Origin of the sequence: Streptomyces sp. ISL-12, assembly GCF_018614415.1 — a bacterium.
Classification (GTDB): Bacteria; Actinomycetota; Actinomycetes; order Streptomycetales; family Streptomycetaceae; genus Streptomyces.
Map to the genome: position 1 here is coordinate 49038 of NZ_JAGGOO010000081.1, position 16953 is coordinate 65990.

18 protein-coding genes are annotated in these 16953 nt (G+C 72.3%); 5 read left to right on the forward strand and 13 right to left on the reverse strand.

Going from position 1 to position 16953, the window contains the following annotated elements; translation table 11 throughout:
• Positions 1–57: 57 nt before the first annotated feature.
• Both J7I94_RS22785 and J7I94_RS22790 read right to left on the reverse strand, forming a co-directional pair.
• Positions 58–1035, reverse strand: a complete 978-nt coding sequence (locus J7I94_RS22785) for an aldose epimerase family protein (RefSeq protein ID WP_215169427.1) — start codon at positions 1033–1035, stop codon at positions 58–60.
• A gap of 25 nt (positions 1036–1060) precedes the next feature.
• Entirely contained in the window at positions 1061–1957 is an 897-nt protein-coding gene (locus J7I94_RS22790; protein WP_215169429.1) for an SGNH/GDSL hydrolase family protein, read from the reverse strand.
• Positions 1958–2222: 265 nt separating this feature from the next.
• Between J7I94_RS22790 and J7I94_RS22795 the strand changes: the two genes are divergently transcribed.
• Positions 2223–2717 carry a DUF3145 domain-containing protein gene (locus J7I94_RS22795; protein WP_215169431.1) on the forward strand — a complete coding sequence of 165 codons (495 nt, stop codon included), beginning with the start codon at positions 2223–2225 and terminating at the stop codon, positions 2715–2717.
• 163 nt (positions 2718–2880) lie between these two features.
• Here the strand turns inward: J7I94_RS22795 and fabF are convergent, their stop codons facing one another.
• From fabF to fasR, 5 genes are all read right to left on the reverse strand, one after another.
• Entirely contained in the window at positions 2881–4152 is a 1272-nt protein-coding gene (gene fabF / locus J7I94_RS22800) for a beta-ketoacyl-ACP synthase II (protein ID WP_215169433.1), read from the reverse strand.
• An 83-nt stretch (positions 4153–4235) separates the two neighbouring features.
• The gene (locus J7I94_RS22805) at positions 4236–4484 is read right to left on the reverse strand and encodes an acyl carrier protein (RefSeq protein WP_215169434.1); all 249 of its coding nucleotides are present in this window, start codon (positions 4482–4484) and stop codon (positions 4236–4238) included.
• Positions 4485–4565: 81 nt separating this feature from the next.
• Positions 4566–5597 (reverse strand): ketoacyl-ACP synthase III, encoded by a 1032-nt coding sequence (locus tag J7I94_RS22810; RefSeq protein WP_215169436.1) that lies wholly within the window; start codon positions 5595–5597, stop codon positions 4566–4568.
• A 16-nt stretch (positions 5598–5613) separates the two neighbouring features.
• Complete coding sequence (locus J7I94_RS22815) at positions 5614–6537, reverse strand: ACP S-malonyltransferase (protein ID WP_215169438.1); 924 nt, start codon at positions 6535–6537, stop codon at positions 5614–5616.
• Positions 6538–6626: 89 nt separating this feature from the next.
• A complete protein-coding gene (gene fasR, locus J7I94_RS22820) occupies positions 6627–7829 on the reverse strand; it encodes a fatty acid biosynthesis transcriptional regulator FasR (protein WP_215169440.1) in 1203 nt (400 codons plus the stop codon).
• A 62-nt stretch (positions 7830–7891) separates the two neighbouring features.
• On the opposite strand from fasR, the gene J7I94_RS22825 reads away from it, so the two are divergent.
• Positions 7892–8545: a pirin family protein gene (locus J7I94_RS22825; protein ID WP_215169459.1), complete on the forward strand. Its 654-nt coding sequence runs from the start codon at positions 7892–7894 to the stop codon at positions 8543–8545.
• Between the two features lies 1 nt (position 8546).
• Here the strand turns inward: J7I94_RS22825 and J7I94_RS22830 are convergent, their stop codons facing one another.
• The 3 genes from J7I94_RS22830 to J7I94_RS22840 all read right to left on the reverse strand — a co-directional run bounded on the left by J7I94_RS22830 (position 8547) and on the right by J7I94_RS22840 (position 11077).
• On the reverse strand, positions 8547–9674 hold the full coding sequence (locus J7I94_RS22830) for a DUF5954 family protein (RefSeq protein WP_215169442.1): 1128 nt from the start codon (positions 9672–9674) through the stop codon (positions 8547–8549).
• A gap of 94 nt (positions 9675–9768) precedes the next feature.
• Positions 9769–10587: a serine hydrolase gene (locus tag J7I94_RS22835; RefSeq protein WP_215169444.1), complete on the reverse strand. Its 819-nt coding sequence runs from the start codon at positions 10585–10587 to the stop codon at positions 9769–9771.
• Between the two features lie 19 nt (positions 10588–10606).
• Complete coding sequence (locus tag J7I94_RS22840; protein WP_215169445.1) at positions 10607–11077, reverse strand: GNAT family N-acetyltransferase; 471 nt, start codon at positions 11075–11077, stop codon at positions 10607–10609.
• 95 nt (positions 11078–11172) lie between these two features.
• Here J7I94_RS22840 and J7I94_RS22845 point away from each other — a divergent pair, with 95 nt between their 5' ends.
• A complete protein-coding gene (locus tag J7I94_RS22845; protein ID WP_215169447.1) occupies positions 11173–11634 on the forward strand; it encodes a MerR family transcriptional regulator in 462 nt (153 codons plus the stop codon).
• On the opposite strand, the gene J7I94_RS22850 is transcribed toward J7I94_RS22845, so the two are convergent.
• The 3 genes from J7I94_RS22850 to J7I94_RS22860 form a co-directional block, all read right to left on the reverse strand.
• Positions 11631–12497, reverse strand: a complete 867-nt coding sequence (locus J7I94_RS22850) for a DUF4429 domain-containing protein (protein ID WP_215169448.1) — start codon at positions 12495–12497, stop codon at positions 11631–11633. The two genes, J7I94_RS22845 and J7I94_RS22850, sit on opposite strands and share 4 nt — an antisense overlap.
• 58 nt (positions 12498–12555) lie before the next feature.
• The gene (locus J7I94_RS22855) at positions 12556–13776 is read right to left on the reverse strand and encodes an alpha/beta hydrolase (protein WP_215169450.1); all 1221 of its coding nucleotides are present in this window, start codon (positions 13774–13776) and stop codon (positions 12556–12558) included.
• A gap of 81 nt (positions 13777–13857) precedes the next feature.
• Positions 13858–14484 carry a TetR family transcriptional regulator gene (locus tag J7I94_RS22860; protein WP_215169452.1) on the reverse strand — a complete coding sequence of 209 codons (627 nt, stop codon included), beginning with the start codon at positions 14482–14484 and terminating at the stop codon, positions 13858–13860.
• 113 nt (positions 14485–14597) lie between these two features.
• Here J7I94_RS22860 and J7I94_RS22865 point away from each other — a divergent pair, with 113 nt between their 5' ends.
• On the forward strand, positions 14598–16205 hold the full coding sequence (locus J7I94_RS22865; protein WP_215169454.1) for an MFS transporter: 1608 nt from the start codon (positions 14598–14600) through the stop codon (positions 16203–16205).
• 236 nt (positions 16206–16441) lie between these two features.
• Positions 16442–16738: a small hydrophobic protein gene (locus tag J7I94_RS22870; RefSeq protein WP_215169455.1), complete on the forward strand. Its 297-nt coding sequence runs from the start codon at positions 16442–16444 to the stop codon at positions 16736–16738.
• Positions 16739–16953 lie beyond the last annotated feature (215 nt).

Sequence of the window (16953 nt, forward strand, 5' to 3'; positions counted from 1 at the left end):
GACAGCCCCGGCCCGGACCTGACGACCGGGCCGGGGCTCAGTCCTGTCCGCCGTGCCTCAGCGCGCGGAGAACCCGTACACCGTCTCCGACCGGAACACCTCGCCCGGCGCCAGCACGGTGCTCGGGAAGGCCGGCCGGTTCGGCGAGTCGGGGAAGTGCTGGGTCTCCAGCGCGATCCCGTCCCCGGGCGCGAACGGCTCCGACAGGTGGTCGGCGGTGTACAGCTGGAGCCCGGGCTCGGTGGTCGCCACCGTCAGCACCCGTCCGGACGCCGGGTCGTACAGCTCCGCGACCTCCTCGGCCGCCGCCGTCACCCCCTTGTCCAGCACGAAGTTGTGGTCGTACCCCGACCCGGCCTTCCGCGCCTCACGGAAGTCGAAACGGGTCCCGTCCACGTCCGCCAGCTCGCCCGTCGGGATCAGGTCCGCGTCCACCGGCGTGATCCGCGAGGCGGCGATCCGCAGCTCGTGCCCGCCCGCGTGACCGGCGCCCCGGCCGCCCAGGTGGAAGTAGCTGTGGTTGGTCAGGTTCACCACCGTCGGCGCGTCCGTGACCGCCTCGTACGCGATCCGCAGCGCCCCCGACCCGTCCAGCGTGTACGTCGCCGACAGCTCCAGCCGGCCCGGGAAGCCCTCCTCGCCGTGCGGACTGACCCGGCGCAGCCGCACCCCGTGCTCGACGGGCGCCGCGTCCCACACGTACTTGTCGAAGCCGCGCTCACCGCCGTGCAGCGTGTTCGGCCAGTTGTTGCGCGCCAGCGCGTACGTCTCGCCGTCCAGCGTGAAGCGCCCGCCCGCGATCCGGTTGGCGTACCGCCCGACCAGGGCGCCGAAGTAGGGCCCCGGATGCGTCAGATAGCCCTCCAGGTCGTCGAACCCCAGCACCACGTCGTCGCTCCGCCCGTCCCGGTCGGGGACCTCGGCCGACTGCACGATCCCGCCGTACGACAGGACCCGTACCCGCACGCCCGCCCGCTCCAGGGTCCAGCGGTGCACCGGGGTGCTGTCCGGAAGTGTTCCGAAGAGTTCGTTCATGTGCGAACTCTAAGACACGGTGAGATCAGGACTCCCGCGCCGTGACCGCCCGGTAGGCGATCGCCGCCAGCCGGGCCTGCCCGTCCACGCTCGGATGGAACCAGTCCCAGTGACTCAACTGCCCGGTCCCGAACCGGTAGTCGTACACGGCACCCCCGTCGGTCCGGCACCGCTCGTCCGCCGCGCACACCTCGGCCAGCACCGCGTTGTAGTCCTCCACCCGCTGCGCCACGGCCGCCCGCCGCGAGGTCGCCGCCGCGTCCACCGCGTCCGCGTCCCCCAGCATCGACGGGCAGATCCCCAGCTTCCACACCTGCTTGCCCAGCGCGCTGGTCCGCCCCTGCGACCACAGCCGCTTCAGGTCCGGGATGCTCGACACGTACACCTGCGCCTTGGGCAGCTCCGCGCGCAGCGTCCGCATCGCCTCCTCGAACTGCTCCCGGAACTCCGCCACCGGCGTCATCGCCGCCGTACTCGCCCGGCAGGCGTCGTTGGCCCCCACCATCACCGTCACCAGCTCCGGCCGGTGCTTCGCCGCCCGGGTCACCTGCCCGGCCAGATCCGCCATCCGGGCCCCGGTCACCGCGTGGTTCCAGCTCCGCCCGGCCGCCCCCTTCTTCCCCAGCAGCCGTACGGCGAGACTGCCGACCTCGGCGCTGTCGCCCGTCGCCCACGACACCTCCGGACAGTCCGACAGGACCGTACAGGCGTCGAACCCCCGGGTGATGGAGTCGCCCACCGCCGCGACCGACTCCGGGGAGGTGTCCCACACGGGCGTCGGAGTCGGGGACGGCGACCCGCCGGACTCGGCGGAGCCGCCGGAGTCACACGCGCCGGCCCCCAGCACGGCCGCGACGAGGACGGCGAGCACGGCCCGCGTACGCCGGCGGCCCCGCCCGCCCCGGTACGTCCCCTGTCCCATGCCCGCGTCCCATCCCTCGTCGTGCCGCCACGATCTCCCACAGCTCCAACCCATGACACCGCGCCAGGGTTCCCGGGGCCCGCGAAGCAACGTCTCACACCCGCACAAGCGTCCTGCCGGGTGAATGGCGGAGGTTTCCCGCTGCCGGGACCGACGGTACGTCACACTCCGCACGCCACCGCACGGTAGCCTCGCCCTCAACACGGCCCACCGGGCCGCTGCCGTTCCGCCCGCCTGAGATGTCCCGCTCTGCCCGGAGGTTCCGGTGACGACACGTGGAGTTCTGTACGTGCACTCCGCTCCGCGCGCGCTCTGCCCCCACGTCGAGTGGGCCGTCGCGGGCGTACTCGGCACGCGCGTCAGCCTTGACTGGATCCGGCAGCCCGCCGCCCCCGGCACCTGGCGCTCGGAGTTCTCCTGGCAGGGCCAGGCCGGCATCGCCTCCAAGCTGGCCTCCGCGCTGCGCGGCTGGCAGCTGCTGCGCTTCGAGGTCACCGCCGAGCCGGGCGCCTCCCACGAGGGCGAGCGCTACAGCTGCACCCCCGACCTCGGCATCTTCCACGCCGTCACCGGCATCCACGGCGACATCCTCATCCCCGAGGACCGCCTGCGCGCCGCCCTGCAACGCTCCCAGCGCGGCGAGACGGACCTGGCATCCGACCTGGCTCGCCTCCTGGGCAAGCCCTGGGACGACGAACTGGAGCCGTTCAGGTACGCGGGCGAGGGCGCCCCGGTGCGGTGGCTGCACCAGGTGGTCTGACCGCAGCGCCCCGTAGGGGCGCGGGACTGTTTCGATCTGCGGCTCCGCCGCGTGGGCGCGACCAGCCACATCCGGCCCGCACCCGGCACACGACACACACCGAAACGGCGATGGCCCGGACCCTCTCTCAAGGGCCCGGGCCATCACAACTCACGGCGCTGCGTCACACCGTCCGGAACGCCAGCACCACGTTGTGCCCCCCGAACCCGAACGAGTCGTTCAACGCGGCGATCCGCCCGTCCACGGGCAGCTTCCGCGCCTCCCCCCGCACGATGTCCGCGTTGGCGGCGGCCTCGGGGTCGAGGTCGGTCACATTGATCGTCGGCGGAGCCACCCGGTGGTACAGCGCGAGCACGGTCGCGACCGTCTCGACACCGCCCGCACCGCCGAGCAGATGCCCGGTCATCGACTTCGTGGCGGAGACGGCCATGTGGTCCGCGTCGTCCCCGAACACCTTCCGCAGCGCCTTCAGTTCGGCGATGTCACCGGCCGGCGTCGACGTGGCGTGCGCGTTGACGTGCACGATCTCCGCCGGGTCCAGGTCGGTGCGGTCCAGCAGGTTCTGCAGGGCGTGGGAGATACCGCGCCCCTCCGGCTCCGGCTGCACGATGTCGTGGCTGTCGGCGGAGATGCCCTGGCCGACCGCCTCCGCGTACACACGGGCGCCGCGCGCCGCGGCGTGCTCGGCGGACTCCAGGACGATGACGCCCGCGCCCTCACCGAGGACGAAGCCGTCGCGCCCCGTGTCGAAGGGACGGGACGCGCCCTGCGGGTCGTCGTTGTTCTTGGACATCGCCATCATGTTGCCGAACGCGGCGATGGGCAGCGGGTGGATCGCCGCCTCCGTGCCGCCGGCCACGACGATGTCGGCACGGCCGGTGCGGATCATCTCGATGGCGTAGCCGATGGCCTCCGCGCCCGACGCGCAGGCGGAGACCGGGGTGTGCACGCCCGCCCGGGCGCCCACGGCGAGGCCGACGTTGGCGGACGGGCCGTTCGGCATCAGCATCGGCACGGTGTGCGGGGAGACCCGGCGGACGCCCTTCTCCTTCAGCACGTCGTACTGGTCGAGCAGCGTCGTCACCCCGCCGATGCCGGAGGCGACGACCGCGCCCAGCCGGTCGGGGTCGACGTCCGCGCCCTCACCGGCCTTGGCGTCGAAACCGGCGTCCTTCCACGCCTCCTGCGCCGCGATCAGCGCGAACTGCGCCGAACGGTCCAGGCGGCGGGCCTGCGGCCGCGGGATGGTCTCGGTCGGCTCCACGGCCACCGGGGCCGCGATACGGACCGCCTGGTCGGCGGCCCACTCCTGGTCGAGCGGCTTGACACCGGACTTGCCGGCCACCAGGCCCTCCCAGGTGGAAGCTGCGTCGCCACCCAGCGGTGTGGTTGCGCCGATACCGGTGACGACCACGGTGCGATTGGTCGAGCTCACGGGAATTCATTCTCCAGATACGAGGATTCGAACGGCGCCACCGCCGGGTGGCGGGGCATCAGCCCAAGGCAGTGATCGGCGGATCAGCCCTGGTGCTTGAGGATGTACTCGGTCGCGTCGCCGACCGTCTTGAGGTTCTTGACGTCCTCGTCGGGGATCTTGACGTCGAAGCGCTCTTCGGCGGCGACGACGACCTCGACCATGGACAGCGAGTCGACGTCCAGGTCGTCGGTGAACGACTTGTCCAGCTCGACGTCCTCGACCGGGATGCCGGCGATCTCGTTCACGATCTCCGCGAGACCGGCGACGATCTCTTCCTGAGTGGCGGCCATGAGGGCGCTCCTTCGTTGTGTTCCGTAAGGGTGTGGCGGTGCGTTCCGCACCGGACTCATGAATGATCCGGCACGGAGTGCCTAGGGGAGAGTAACGACCGTCGCGGCGTAGACGAGACCCGCCCCGAAGCCGATGACGAGTGCGGTGTCGCCGCTCTTCGCCTCGCCGGTCGCCAGGAGCCGCTCCATCGCGAGCGGGATCGAGGCGGCCGAGGTGTTGCCGGTGGTGCGGATGTCACGGGCGACCGTGACGTGCTCCGGCAGCTTCAGCGTCTTCACCATCGAGTCGATGATCCGCACGTTGGCCTGATGCGGGATGAAGACGTCCAGTTCGTCCGAGGTGATTCCGGCGGCGTCCAGGGCCTGCTGGGCGACCTTCGCCATCTCGAACACGGCCCAGCGGAACACCGCCTGGCCTTCCTGCGTGATCGCGGGGAACTTCACGTGGCCCTCGCTGTCGAGGGGCAGTTCGGCGACATCGCCGATCCTGAACCGGTCCCAGGACACGGTCTGCTTGATCGTCTCCGACTTGTCGCCCTCCGACCCCCAGACCGTCGGGCCGATCGCCGGCTCCTGCGAGGGGCCGACCACGACCGCGCCCGCGCCGTCGCCGAAGAGGAACGCGGTGGCCCGGTCCTCCAGGTCGGTCAGGTCGCTGAGCCGCTCGACGCCGATGACAAGTACGTACTCTGCCGAACCCTCGACGATCATGCCCTTGGCCAGCGTCAGCCCGTAGCCGAAGCCCGCGCAGCCCGCCGAGATGTCGAACGCGGCGGCCTTGTCCGTGCCCAGCTGGTCGGCGATGGCGGTGGCGATGGCCGGGGTCTGGGAGAAGTGCGACACGGTCGACACGACGACGGCACCGATCTGGCGGGCGTCGATCCCCGCGTCCGCGATCGCCTTGCCGGACGCCTCGATCGACATCGCGGCGACGGTCTCCTCGGGGCCCGCCCAGTGCCGGGTCTCGATGCCGGAGCGGGAGCGGATCCACTCGTCGGACGAGTCGATCTTCTCCAGGATCACCTCGTTGGGCACCACCCGGGTCGGGCGGTAGCCGCCGACACCGAGGATGCGCGCGTACGGGGCTCCCTTGCTTGGCTTGATCTTCGACATGCTCTCGGGCTCCTTCTCACGCACCGTGTTCCGCGATCAGATCGCGGGCGGCGTCGAGGTCGGCGGGGGACTTGAGGGCCAGCGTCTTCACGCCGGGCAGCGCGCGCTTGGCCAGCCCGGTGAGCGTGCCGCCGGGGCACACCTCGATCAGGGCGGTGACACCCAGCTCCTTGAACGTCTCCATGCACAGGTCCCAGCGGACCGGGTTGGCGACCTGGCCGACCAGCCGGTCGAGCACCTCGGCGCCGGCGGCGACGGTCCGGCCGTCCTTGTTGGAGACGTAGGGAACGGCGGGGTCGGCGGGGGACAGCTCCTTGGCGGCCGCGGCGAGCACGTCGACCGCGGGTGCCATGTGGTGCGTGTGGAAGGCGCCGGCCACCTTCAGCGGGACGACCTTGCGGACGCCCTCCGGCTTGTCCTCGGCGAGCGCGGCGAGCTGCCGCATCGTTCCGGCGGCGACGATCTGACCGGCGCCGTTGACGTTGGCCGGGGTCAGGCCGAGCTTCTCCAGGTGCGCCACGCTCACCTCGGGGTCGCCGCCGAGCAGCGCGGACATCCCGGTCTCGACGGTGGCGGCGGCCTCGGCCATGGCCAGGCCCCGCTTGCGTACGAGGGTCAGCGCGGCGGTGTCGTCCAGGACGCCCGCGAAGGCCGCGGCGGTGATCTCGCCGACGCTGTGGCCCGCGACCGCGCCCGGGGCGATATCGGAGACGGCGCCGAGTGCCGAGGCCGAGAGCAGACCGGCGGCGACCAGCAGCGGCTGGGCGACGGCCGTGTCACGGATCGCGTCGGCGTCGGCCTCGGTGCCGTAGTGGGCGAGGTCGAGGCCGATGGTGTCCGACCACGCGGCGACGCGGTCGGCGGCGCCGGGGAGCTGGAGCCAGTCAGTCAGGAAGCCGGGCGTCTGGGCACCCTGGCCGGGAGCGACGAGTACGAGCACTCTCACACTCTCTCTTGGGGACGGGCGTGGCCGCCCGTGGGGACAGGGACGAAGAACGTGAAGGGGTTTTGTCGACCCCCTACAAAAGACTAGGGTTGTGGATCTCCATCGGCCAGACGCCCCAGGATCAGCGCGATCCGCAGGGTGAACGCGGATCGTACATCGGAGGGTGACCAGCCGGTGACATCAGTCACACGTCGGAGCCGGTAGCGCACGGTGTTGGGGTGAACGAACAGCATCCGGGCGGCCCCTTCGAGGCTGCTCGCCTGTTCGAGATAGACGCTGAGCGTCTCCAGCAGCGCCGCGCCGGCTTCCTCCAGCGGTCTGTAGATCTCCTCCACCAGCTGCTCGCGGGCCGCGGGGTCCCCGGCCATCGCGCGCTCCGGGAGCAGATCGTCCGCCAGCACCGGGCGCGGGGCGTCCGGCCAGGCCGAGCCCGCTTTCAGCCCGGCCGCGGCGGCCTGCGCGGACCGGGTCGCGGCGAGCAGATCGGGCACGACGGGACCGGCCACGACCGCCCCCTGCGCGAACGGCCCGATCAGCGACTTGGCGACGGCGAGCGGATTGTCGCTGCCGCCCGCGATCACCACCAGCCGGTCGCCGAGCACCCCGGTCAGCACCTGGAGCTTGGCGTACCGCGCCGCCCGCCGGATCGCCTCCACGGTCAGCTCGGAGTCACCGTCGGGCGCCGTGCCCAGCACCACGCACACGTGCTCGGGGGAGTTCCACCCGAGGGCGGCGGCCCGCGACACGGCCCCCTCGTCGGCCTCCCCGCTGAGCACCGCGTTCACCACCAGCGACTCCAGGCGCGCGTCCCAGGCACCGCGTGCCTCGGCGGCCTGCGCGTAGACCTGGGCGGTGGCGAAGGCGATCTCCCGGGCGTACACGAGCAGCGCCTCGCGCAGCACGGACTCGTCGCCGGGCGCGGCCACCTCGTCGATCGCGGACTCCATCACCTCGATCGTGGTCCGCACCATCTCCACGGTCTGCCGCAGCGTGATCGCCCGGGTCAGCTCGCGCGGCGCGGTCCCGAAGACGTCGGTGGAGATGGCCTGCGGGGTGTCCGGCCGCCGGAACCACTCGGTGAACGCGGCGATGCCCGCCTGGGCGACCAGCCCGATCCAGGACCGGTTCTCCGGCGGCATGGCCCGGTACCACGGCAGGGTCTCGTCCATCCGCGTGATCGCCTGCGCGGCGAGCGACCCGGCGGACTGCTCCAGCCGCTTCAGGGTCGCGGAGTGCGGATGGGCGGGACGCGCTGCGGGGGGCCTGCTGGCTTCGGGTTCGGGCACGGGGACAAGACTGCCTTATCGGGACGGGCACCTGTGCCGTCGGGTCTACGGTGGACGGTGTGATGGACGTACGCCGCGCCGACGAGCGCTACCCGGGAGGTGACCCGGCGGCCGGAATCGAGTCGCGGCACGCCTTCTCCTTCGGGCCCCACTACGACCCGGACAACCTCCGCTTCGGCGCCCTGATCGCCTGCAACGAGGAACGGCTCGCGCCCGGCGCCGGCTTCGACGAGCACCCGCACAGCCACACCGAGATCGTGACCTGGGTGGTCGAGGGCGAGCTGACCCACCGGGACAGCACCGGCCGGGAGACGGTCGTCCGCGCCGGGGACGTGCAGCGGCTGAGCGCCGCGGGCGGCGTACGGCACGTGGAGCGCAACGACGGCCCGCGGCCACTGACCTTCGTGCAGATGTGGCTGGCCCCGCGCGAGCCCGGCGGCACACCCTCCTACGAGATCGTCCGCGGCATCGCCGACTCCACGCCGTACGCCCTCCCCGCAGCCGGCGCCATGCTGCACGTACGGCGGCTGACGGCGGGGGAGCGGACGGCGGTGCCGGACGGGGCGTACGTGTACGTCCACGTCGTGCGCGGCACGGTGCTGCTGGACGGGGCCGAGCTGGGCCCCGGCGACGCGGCGCGGGTCACCGGGGCGAAGGGCCTGGAGGCGGCGGGCGGGACGGAGGCGGAGCTGCTGCTGTGGGAGATGGCGGCCTGACTCAGCCGCGCCGCTGCCGCGCCTTCCGCTCCTTGACCGCCGCGCGGCGCTCCTCCTCCGCCTCCCACAGGGCCTGCAGCTCACGGGTGCGTTCGTCGAGTTCGACCGGCTCGTCCTCGTCGTCCTCCCACAGCCCTTGTTCCTTCAGCTGCCGCGTGTGGACCTCGATCGGCGGTTCCGGGTCGTAGTCGCTGGGCCGGGGGCCCTCCGGCCCGTCGGGGCCGATCCGCACCAGCCGCTCGACCCGGGTGACACGGAACCGCGTCCCGTCCACGCTGAGGCTGTTGCCGCGTTTCTCGTCCAGCTTGTCGGCGGCCCGCGCGTACTCCGCCTTCTTCTCGTCCGACAGCCGCAGCGTGAACGGCGCCATGACCCGCAGCCACCCGGCGAGGGCGTCGCGCGCGCCCTGCGGAGTGGAGTGCGAGGCGCCGGGGTTGTGCGACTGCCACTCCCCGTCCGTCCGCTCGGCGACCATGAACACGGCCGGCAGCAGCACCCCGCCCGGGTAGTCGCGGGCCGCCCGCCGCGCGTCCCGGCGTACGTCCTCCGGCGCGCCGGGGCCGGGTCCGACGAACTGCACGAGGTCCAGCCTCAGCAGGCTGTCGGCGAGCCCGGTGCTGGTGTACGGGTCGACGACGAAGCCCTTGGTGCGCCGCGGCTCGCGGTAGCCCTCGCCGACCTCCGCCGGGTCGGGGTCGGAGGGGCGGGGCGGCTCGGGCCCGGCGTTGCCCAGCCGGACGAACTTCGCGGCCCGGACGATGCGGAAGTGCTCCCCGTGGACCCGGAGGTCGTCGACGACCTCCCGGTCCATGCGCAGGGTCCCCGACATCCACGTCTTCTGGGACTTCGCGTCCCCGGCCTCCTCGGCCGCCTTGGCCCGCATCCGGAAGTGGGACCCCAGGGAGTCCCGGGCGCCCTGCGGGGTGTCGTTGCCGTACTCGGAGAGCTCCCAGCCGCCGGTGTCCAGCTCACGCGCGTGGAAGAACTCCCCGAGGCCCACCCCCAGCAGCTCGGGGTACCGCTCCCGCGCCTCCCACGCCTCCTGCTCGGCGAACGCCGCGATGGGGCCGTCCTGCGGGGCGACCCGGAAGGTCAGGTAACCCGGCGCTCTGTCTGCGTAACCGCTCATGTACTCAATGTGCTGGAAGCCGGAGCGGTTTCGCCGGGGAACGGGAGAATCACTCCCGAATCACCCCCCGGATCAGCTCCGGATCAGCTCCGGATCAGCCCCTGTCGGCGAGCACCGCGTCCGTGAACGGCGGCCACACCTCGACCGCCCACGGTCCGAACGCCCGGTCGGTGAGCGCCGCGCAGGCCAGCCCCGCGTCCGGGTCGATCCACAGGAACGTACCCGACTGCCCGAAGTGCCCGAAGGTGCGCGGCGAGGACGCGGAACCGGTCCAGTGCGGGGACTTGCCGTCGCGGATCTCGAAGCCGAGGCCCCAGTCGTTGGGGTTCTGGTGGCCGTAGCCCGGCAGCACGCCCTTCACGCCCGGGTACTGCACGGTCATCGCCTCGGCGACGGTACGCGGGTCCAGCAGCCGCGGCGCCTGCACCTCGGCGGCGAAGCGCAGCAGGTCCTCGACGGTGGAGACGCCGTCCTTCGCGGGGGAGCCGTCGAGCGTCGTGGACGTCATGCCGAGCGGGGCGAGGACCGCCTGCCGGGCGTACTCGGCGAACGGGATGTCGGTGGCCTTGGCGATGTGGTCGCCGAGCTGCTCGAAACCGGCGTTGGAGTACAGCCGCCGCTCCCCGGGGGACGCGGTCACGCGGTGCTCGTCGAAGGCGAGCCCGGAGGTGTGCGCGAGCAGGTGCCGCACCGTCGACCCGGGCGGGCCGGCGGGCTCGTCCAGCTCGATCGCCCCCTCCTCGTAGGCGACGAGGGCCGCGTAGGCGGCGAGCGGCTTGGTGACCGAGGCCAGCGGGAAGGGCCGCCCCACGGGGCCGTGGGTGCCCAGCACGGTGCCGTCCGCCCGTACGACACCCGCCGCGGCGGTGGGAACCGGCCAGTTCTCGATCAACGCGAGGCTCTTCAGCGACATGGCGTCGAGCCTAGGCGGCTCAGAACCGGAGCCGCATCGAGGGGTCCGGCTTGCGGACGAAGCCGAGCGAGGCGTACAGCGGCTCGGCGTCGGCGGAGGCGTTCAGGTCGACCTGACGGACACCCCGCTCCCGGAACCACTCCAGCAGTTCCGTCATGCACGCGCGCGCGTACCCGCGGCGCCGGGCGTCCGGGTCGGTGGCGACGCTGAAGACGTGGCCGATCAGTCCGTGCGGGTTGCCGGCCCGTCCGATGCGGTACTCCAGCGTCCCGGCCACCAGCGCGGCCAGCGCCCCCGGCCGCTCCGGGTGGTCGACGACGAACGCGGCGAAGTCCCCGTCCGGGTCGGCCAGTCGGCCGCGCAGCGTCGGCAGCGACTCGGCGTGCCAGCCTGCGTCGCCCGGCCCCGCCGCCATCGAGTCGATCATCACCTGACGCAGGCGCAGTACTTCCCCGGCGTCCTCGGGCACGGCACGGCGTACGAGACTCATGCCCCAGACGGTAGTGATCCTCCCCGTGCCGTGTCCGGCGATTTTCCGCCGCGCGGCTTGCCTGGAGCGCACTCCAAGGTCATAGCGTGGGCGTCATGACGGTGATGCAGACCACGGCCCCGGCCTCCCGGCCGGACACCACCCGCACCGGCACCTGCTCCTCGGGACCCCGGCGCCACCCGCGCCCCGACGGCCAGGACCACTACACCATCAGCGAGGTCGTCGCCCACACCGGCCTGACCGCGCACACCCTGCGCTGGTACGAGCGGATCGGCCTGATGTCGCACATCGACCGCTCGCACACCGGCCAGCGCCGCTACCGCAACCGCGACCTGGACTGGCTCGACTTCGTCGGCAAGCTCCGGCTGACCGGCATGCCGGTCGCCGACATGGTCCGGTACGCCGAACTGGTGCGCGAGGGCGACGGCACCTACCGCGCCCGCCGCGACCTGCTGGAGGCGACCCGGCGCGACGTCCTCACCCGGATCGCGGAACTCCAGGACACGCTTTCCGTCCTCGACCTGAAGATCAGCTTCTACGAGGGGGCCGGGAGTTAGAGCTGGGCCAGCAGCTCCGCCTTCTTCACGGAGAACTCCTCGTCCGTGACCAGACCCGCCTGGTGCAGTTCCCCGAGGTGCCGGATGCGCTCGGCGATGTCGGCGGGGTCGCGGCGGGCCGGCGCCGTGGCGGCCGGTACCGCCACCGGACCGGCCCTGCGCACCGCCGCCAGCACCGCCGCGGCGAACGGCAGCGACTCGTGCACCGCCCCGTAGCCCAGGCCGAACACCACGGACGCCGGGTCCTGGTCGGCCTGTGCGGGCGCCGGTTCGCCGTCGCGGCGCTCCAGGCGCAGGTAGCCCTCGAGGACCTCGGGGGAGCGCCACTCCACCCCGCTGAGGCCGGCGACCGGGAAGGTCTGGTCGCCGGCCTTCCACTTCGCCGACGACGCCCCGGTCCAGAACCACCGGAACGACACCGTGTTCCCGTCGAAGGACGCCTTCGCGTCGTACGCCTTGAAGTGCAGCGGCGCGTCGGGCGCCGCCACCAGGTACTCCTCGGCGGGAGCGGCGCCGGCGCCGGGCAGCCGTGCCCGCAGCTCGTCGGCGTAGTACTCGGCGAGCATCTCCCGCTCGGCCGGCAGCACCAGCCGGTACGGGTCGGACGACTCCTTCAGCTGCCCCGCCGCCGCCTCCATCAGCGGGTCGGCGCCCGCGCGGGGTTCGATGCGCAGGACGACCGTGCCGCGTCTGCCGGGCGTCAGCGTCACGCCCGCGACGGCGGCGAGGGGGACGCGGCGTTCCCCCAGTACCTGGAAGAGCTTCGGTGTTCGAATCCCCCGTTCGTAGCGGATGAGCACGGAGTCGGACCCGAACTCCCAGGCGGCATGAAATCCGGCCAGTACGTCACCCATGCGGCTCATCGTATGCGGCACCGGCTGTCGCGTCCTATCCCCGCGTAGACCGCGGTTTCCGTCGTCTCTACGCGCGTCCGGCCGTAACGGCCGCGGACAAACCGGTCCGGCAGCTTCCGGATTCGCCGGCGCAGTCCACCGAGCGGTACGCGCCAACTCCGATCCGCGCGAAGTTGGCCAGGCTCGCCGTCCCCGGGACGAAGTAGCCGCTGTGCCCCTCGGCACCCCGCGCCGACAGCACGCGCGCCCCGAACGCGGCGGACACCGGATCGGCGCCGTGCCCGAGCCCGCCCCACTCCAGGTACGGCACGCTCTGGATCCAGTCGTCGGCGTCCCGCATCGCCCACACCCGGGCCGAGGTGCCCAGCCGGGCGGCGCTCTCCACCCGCATGCCGGGGCTGCCGGCCACCGCGACGTCGGCGACCCGGCCGGGCAGTGACCGGGCCGCCGCCAGGCCGCAGACCACCGAGCCGTAGCTGTGGCAGAAGAGGGAGACCGGCGTCTTCCCGGGCAGCGCGCGCACCAGCGCGGCCAGCCGGACCGCGCCGTCCGCGGCGAGCGGCGCGGTGGCCGCGTCCACGCCCAGGCCGCTGGGCGCGGTGTAGTCGGCCCAGGCGATGACCGCCGTACGGGTCGCCGGGCGGGCCGCGCGCTCGGCCCGGTACAGGGCCTTGGCCATGCCGACCGGCGCGGTGTACGCGCGCTCGGTGCGCTGGAAGGTGAGCAGGTCGGTGTCGGAGCCGGGGACGACGACGGAGATCCGCTCGGCGCGGTCCAGGCTGCCGAACACCTCGGCGACGCGGCCGGAGCCGTCCGGGTCGAAGGCGAGGATGTGCCGGCCGGGGCGCAGCAGCTCCTCGTACCGGTGCATGCGGGCCGCCGCCTCGCGCTGTCCGGCGGGGGAGAGCCGGCTGTCGTGCAGGCGCCGCCGCTCCTGGGTCCGGGCCGTTTCGAGCGCGGCCCGGTTGGCTCTGTAGCGCAGGGCCACGGGGGCGCCGTTCATGTTGCCGACGGCGAGCGGGTAGCGGCGGGCCAGGGAGGAGCGCTGGGCCTCGGTGAGCGAGGCGAAGAAGCGCGCGAGGCGGACGGGGCCGGTGCCGGTGTCCGGCAGCCGGTGCCCGTCGAGGCTGCCGCGCTCCCACGCGGTGACCGATGCCTGGAGCGGCGTCGCCTCCCGCTGGTTGCGCAGGGCGGTCCAGCCGGTGGTGGCCAGCATGACGAACACCACGGCCAGCGCGAGCAGCGCCCGCCAGACATTGAGTTGCGGGGAGGTGTCGAAAGAAGTCACTGGGAGGACACACTAGGAGAACGAGACGGTCTCGGGTGTATCAAGTGACGCGGATCACGTTTCGATCACACCATACGGGGATCAGGTCGTGCGCCAGTTCCCCGTCAGCGCCGGTTCGAGCTGGTCCAGGTGGGTGTCGGTCAGGGTGCGCAGGGCCGTGAGGCTGGCGTCGCCGCGTGTCGTCCAGGTCCGCTCCGTCACCCGCATCACCGCGCCGAAGGCGGCCACCACCACGCGGGGCCGCGGGTCCGCGTCCACGTCCAGGCCCTCGCGCTCGGCGATCACCCGCGCGATCTGCTCCTCCAGCTCCGTGGCCCGGTGCAGATGGGCGGCGAGCAGGGCGGGCGTCGACTCGATCACCTGGTAGAAGCGCAGGTGCACGTCGAGCGGGACGAGCTGCTCGATGGCCTCGCCGATACCGTCCCAGCTCTCCGTCAGGGCCTGGCGCAGCGCGTCCAGCGGCGCCTCGCCCGCCGGGCGGGCGCGCACCGCCTCGACGAAGCTCGACTCGGCGAGGCGGGCCACGTAGAACGCCACGTCCTGCTTGCTGGCGAAGTAACGGAAGAAGGTGCGCTGCGAGACGTCGACGGCCGCGGCGATGTCGTCGACGGTCGTCTCCTCGTAGCCCTGCTCGGTGAACAGGTCGAGGGCGGCCCGCAGCAGGGCGTCCCGGGTGCGCTGCTTCTTGCGTTCGCGCAGCGATCTCAAATGGACTCTCCTTCAACACTTCCCCCAGTTCAGGCTATAGGGGAGTGTCCTGTCAGTTACCGACTTGTGAATCTGTTTGTCAATTGTCAGTGGCTGTCACTAGCCTCGAATGTATGACTAGTCAGACCATCGAGACGACGGGGCCGGGGGACCGGGGGCCGTCGGACGCCGGGCCGGCCAAGGGGCTGCGCGGCCACCCGTGGGCCACGCTCATCACCGTCGCCGTCGGCGTCATGATGGTGGCCCTCGACGGCACCATCGTGGCCATCGCCAACCCCGCCATCGGCAAGGACCTCGGCGCGAGCTGGTCCGAGCTGCAATGGATCACCAACGCGTACTTCCTCGCTCTCGCGGTCACCCTGATCACCGCGGGCAAGCTCGGCGACCGCTTCGGCCACCGGCAGACCTTCCTGATCGGCGTGGCGGGCTTCGCCGTGTCCTCCGGGGCGATCGGGCTGTCCGGCAGCATCGGCGCGGTCATCGTCTTCCGGGTCTTCCAGGGTCTGTTCGGCGCGCTGCTGATGCCGGCCGCGCTGGGGCTGCTGCGGGCGACCTTCCCGGCCGAGAAGCTCAACATGGCCATCGGCATCTGGGGCATGGTCATCGGCGCGTCCACGGCGGGCGGGCCGATCCTGGGCGGCGTGCTGGTCGAGCACGTCAACTGGCAGTCCGTGTTCTTCATCAACGTGCCGGTGGGCGTGCTCGCGCTGGTGCTCGGCGTACTGATCCTGCTGGACCACCGGGCCGAGAACGCGCCGCGCTCCTTCGACATCGTCGGCATCGTGCTGCTGTCGGCCTCGATGTTCTGCCTGGTGTGGGCGCTCATCAAGGCTCCCGAGTGGGGCTGGGGCGACGGGAAGACCTGGCTGTTCATCGTGGTGTCGGTGGTCGGCTTCGGGCTCTTCTCCTTCTGGGAGACCAGGGTCAAGGAACCGTTGATCCCGCTGGCCATGTTCCGCTCGGTGCCGCTGTCGGCCGGTGTCGTGCTGATGGTGCTGATGGCGATCGCGTTCATGGGCGGCCTGTTCTTCGTCACCTTCTACCTGCAGAACGTGCACGGGATGAGCCCGGTCGACGCCGGTCTGCATCTGCTGCCGCTGACCGCGATGATGATCGTCGGCTCGCCGGCGGCGGGCGCGATGATCACCAAGTTCGGGCCGCGGGTGCCGCTGGCCGGCGGTATGGCACTCACCGCGATCGCGATGTACGGCATGTCGACGCTGGAGACGGACACCGGCAGCCTGGCGATGTCGATCTGGTTCGCCCTGCTGGGGCTGGGCCTGGCGCCGGTCATGGTCGGCGCGACCGAGGTCATCGTCGGCAACGCGCCGCTGGAGCTGTCCGGTGTGGCCGGCGGTCTCCAGCAGGCGGCGATGCAGATCGGCGGCAGCCTCGGTACGGCGGTGCTAGGCGCGGTGATGGCCTCCAAGGTGGACAACGACTTCGCGGGCAACTGGGCGGACGCGGGGCTGCCGCAGCTCACGCCGGCCCAGCTGGACCAGGCCGCGGAGGGGGTCCAGCAGGGGATCGCTCCGGTGCCGGAGGGGACCCCGGCGCCGATCGCCGAGAAGATCGCGGACGTCGCGCACGACACGTTCATCTCCGGGATGAGCCTGGCGTCGCTGACCGCGGCGGGGGTCGCGGTGGTGGCGGTGTTCGTGGCCTTCCTGACGAAGCGGGGGGAGAACGCGGAGGCGGGCGCGGGCGTCGGCCACATCTGACGGGCCGTCGGTCCGCCTCTTCGGTCCGTGGTTCGCTCATCAGAGTGACGATTGCGGTGAACCCCTCCCTTCCAGCGGGCGCCGCAGGTCACAGTGGGTCAGGTTCTCTGCGGCGCGCTGCTGGAGGGGGGCAGCGCGCGGGCAGCGCCTCGCCGGGGGGATTGGCCGTCTCATCGGGGGTACTCGCTCATCGAACCCGAAATGGACCCGAACTCAGGCAAGGGTTCAGGGAGTTGATGATGGCGAGCTTCGGACAAGGAACGCGCGGGCACCCTCGCTCACGTGGCCGGACGTGGTCAGGGAGCGGGCCGGATCGCGCGACGCTCGGGATCATCGGGGTCATCTGCGCGGTCGCCGGGTTCTTCGTGCTGGGGATCATCCTCGGCCCTGCGGCGATCGTCTGCGGCTGGCTCGCCATGGACCGGACCTGGGCGGGCTCCCGCCCGCTCCAGGCCGTCATCGCCGTGACTCTGGGCGCGATCGACACGCTGGTCGCCCTGGTCGGGCTGATCGGGTACGGCGCGTCACTCTGATCCGAGACGGGGGACGCCTGCGGCTCGGCCGCGGCTCCGGTGGGGGGGCGCGTAGCGCCCAGTCGTGTGCGGGTGGGGCGGGGCCGGGGTGGGGGGTGTCCGTCCTCGGAACGGCGCGGAATCGGTCTCCTACGGGGCTTACCCGGGTCGACGCGCCAACCGCTGCGGGCGGACACCCCCCACCCCGTCCCCTTCCCGCCGTACGCGACTGCGGG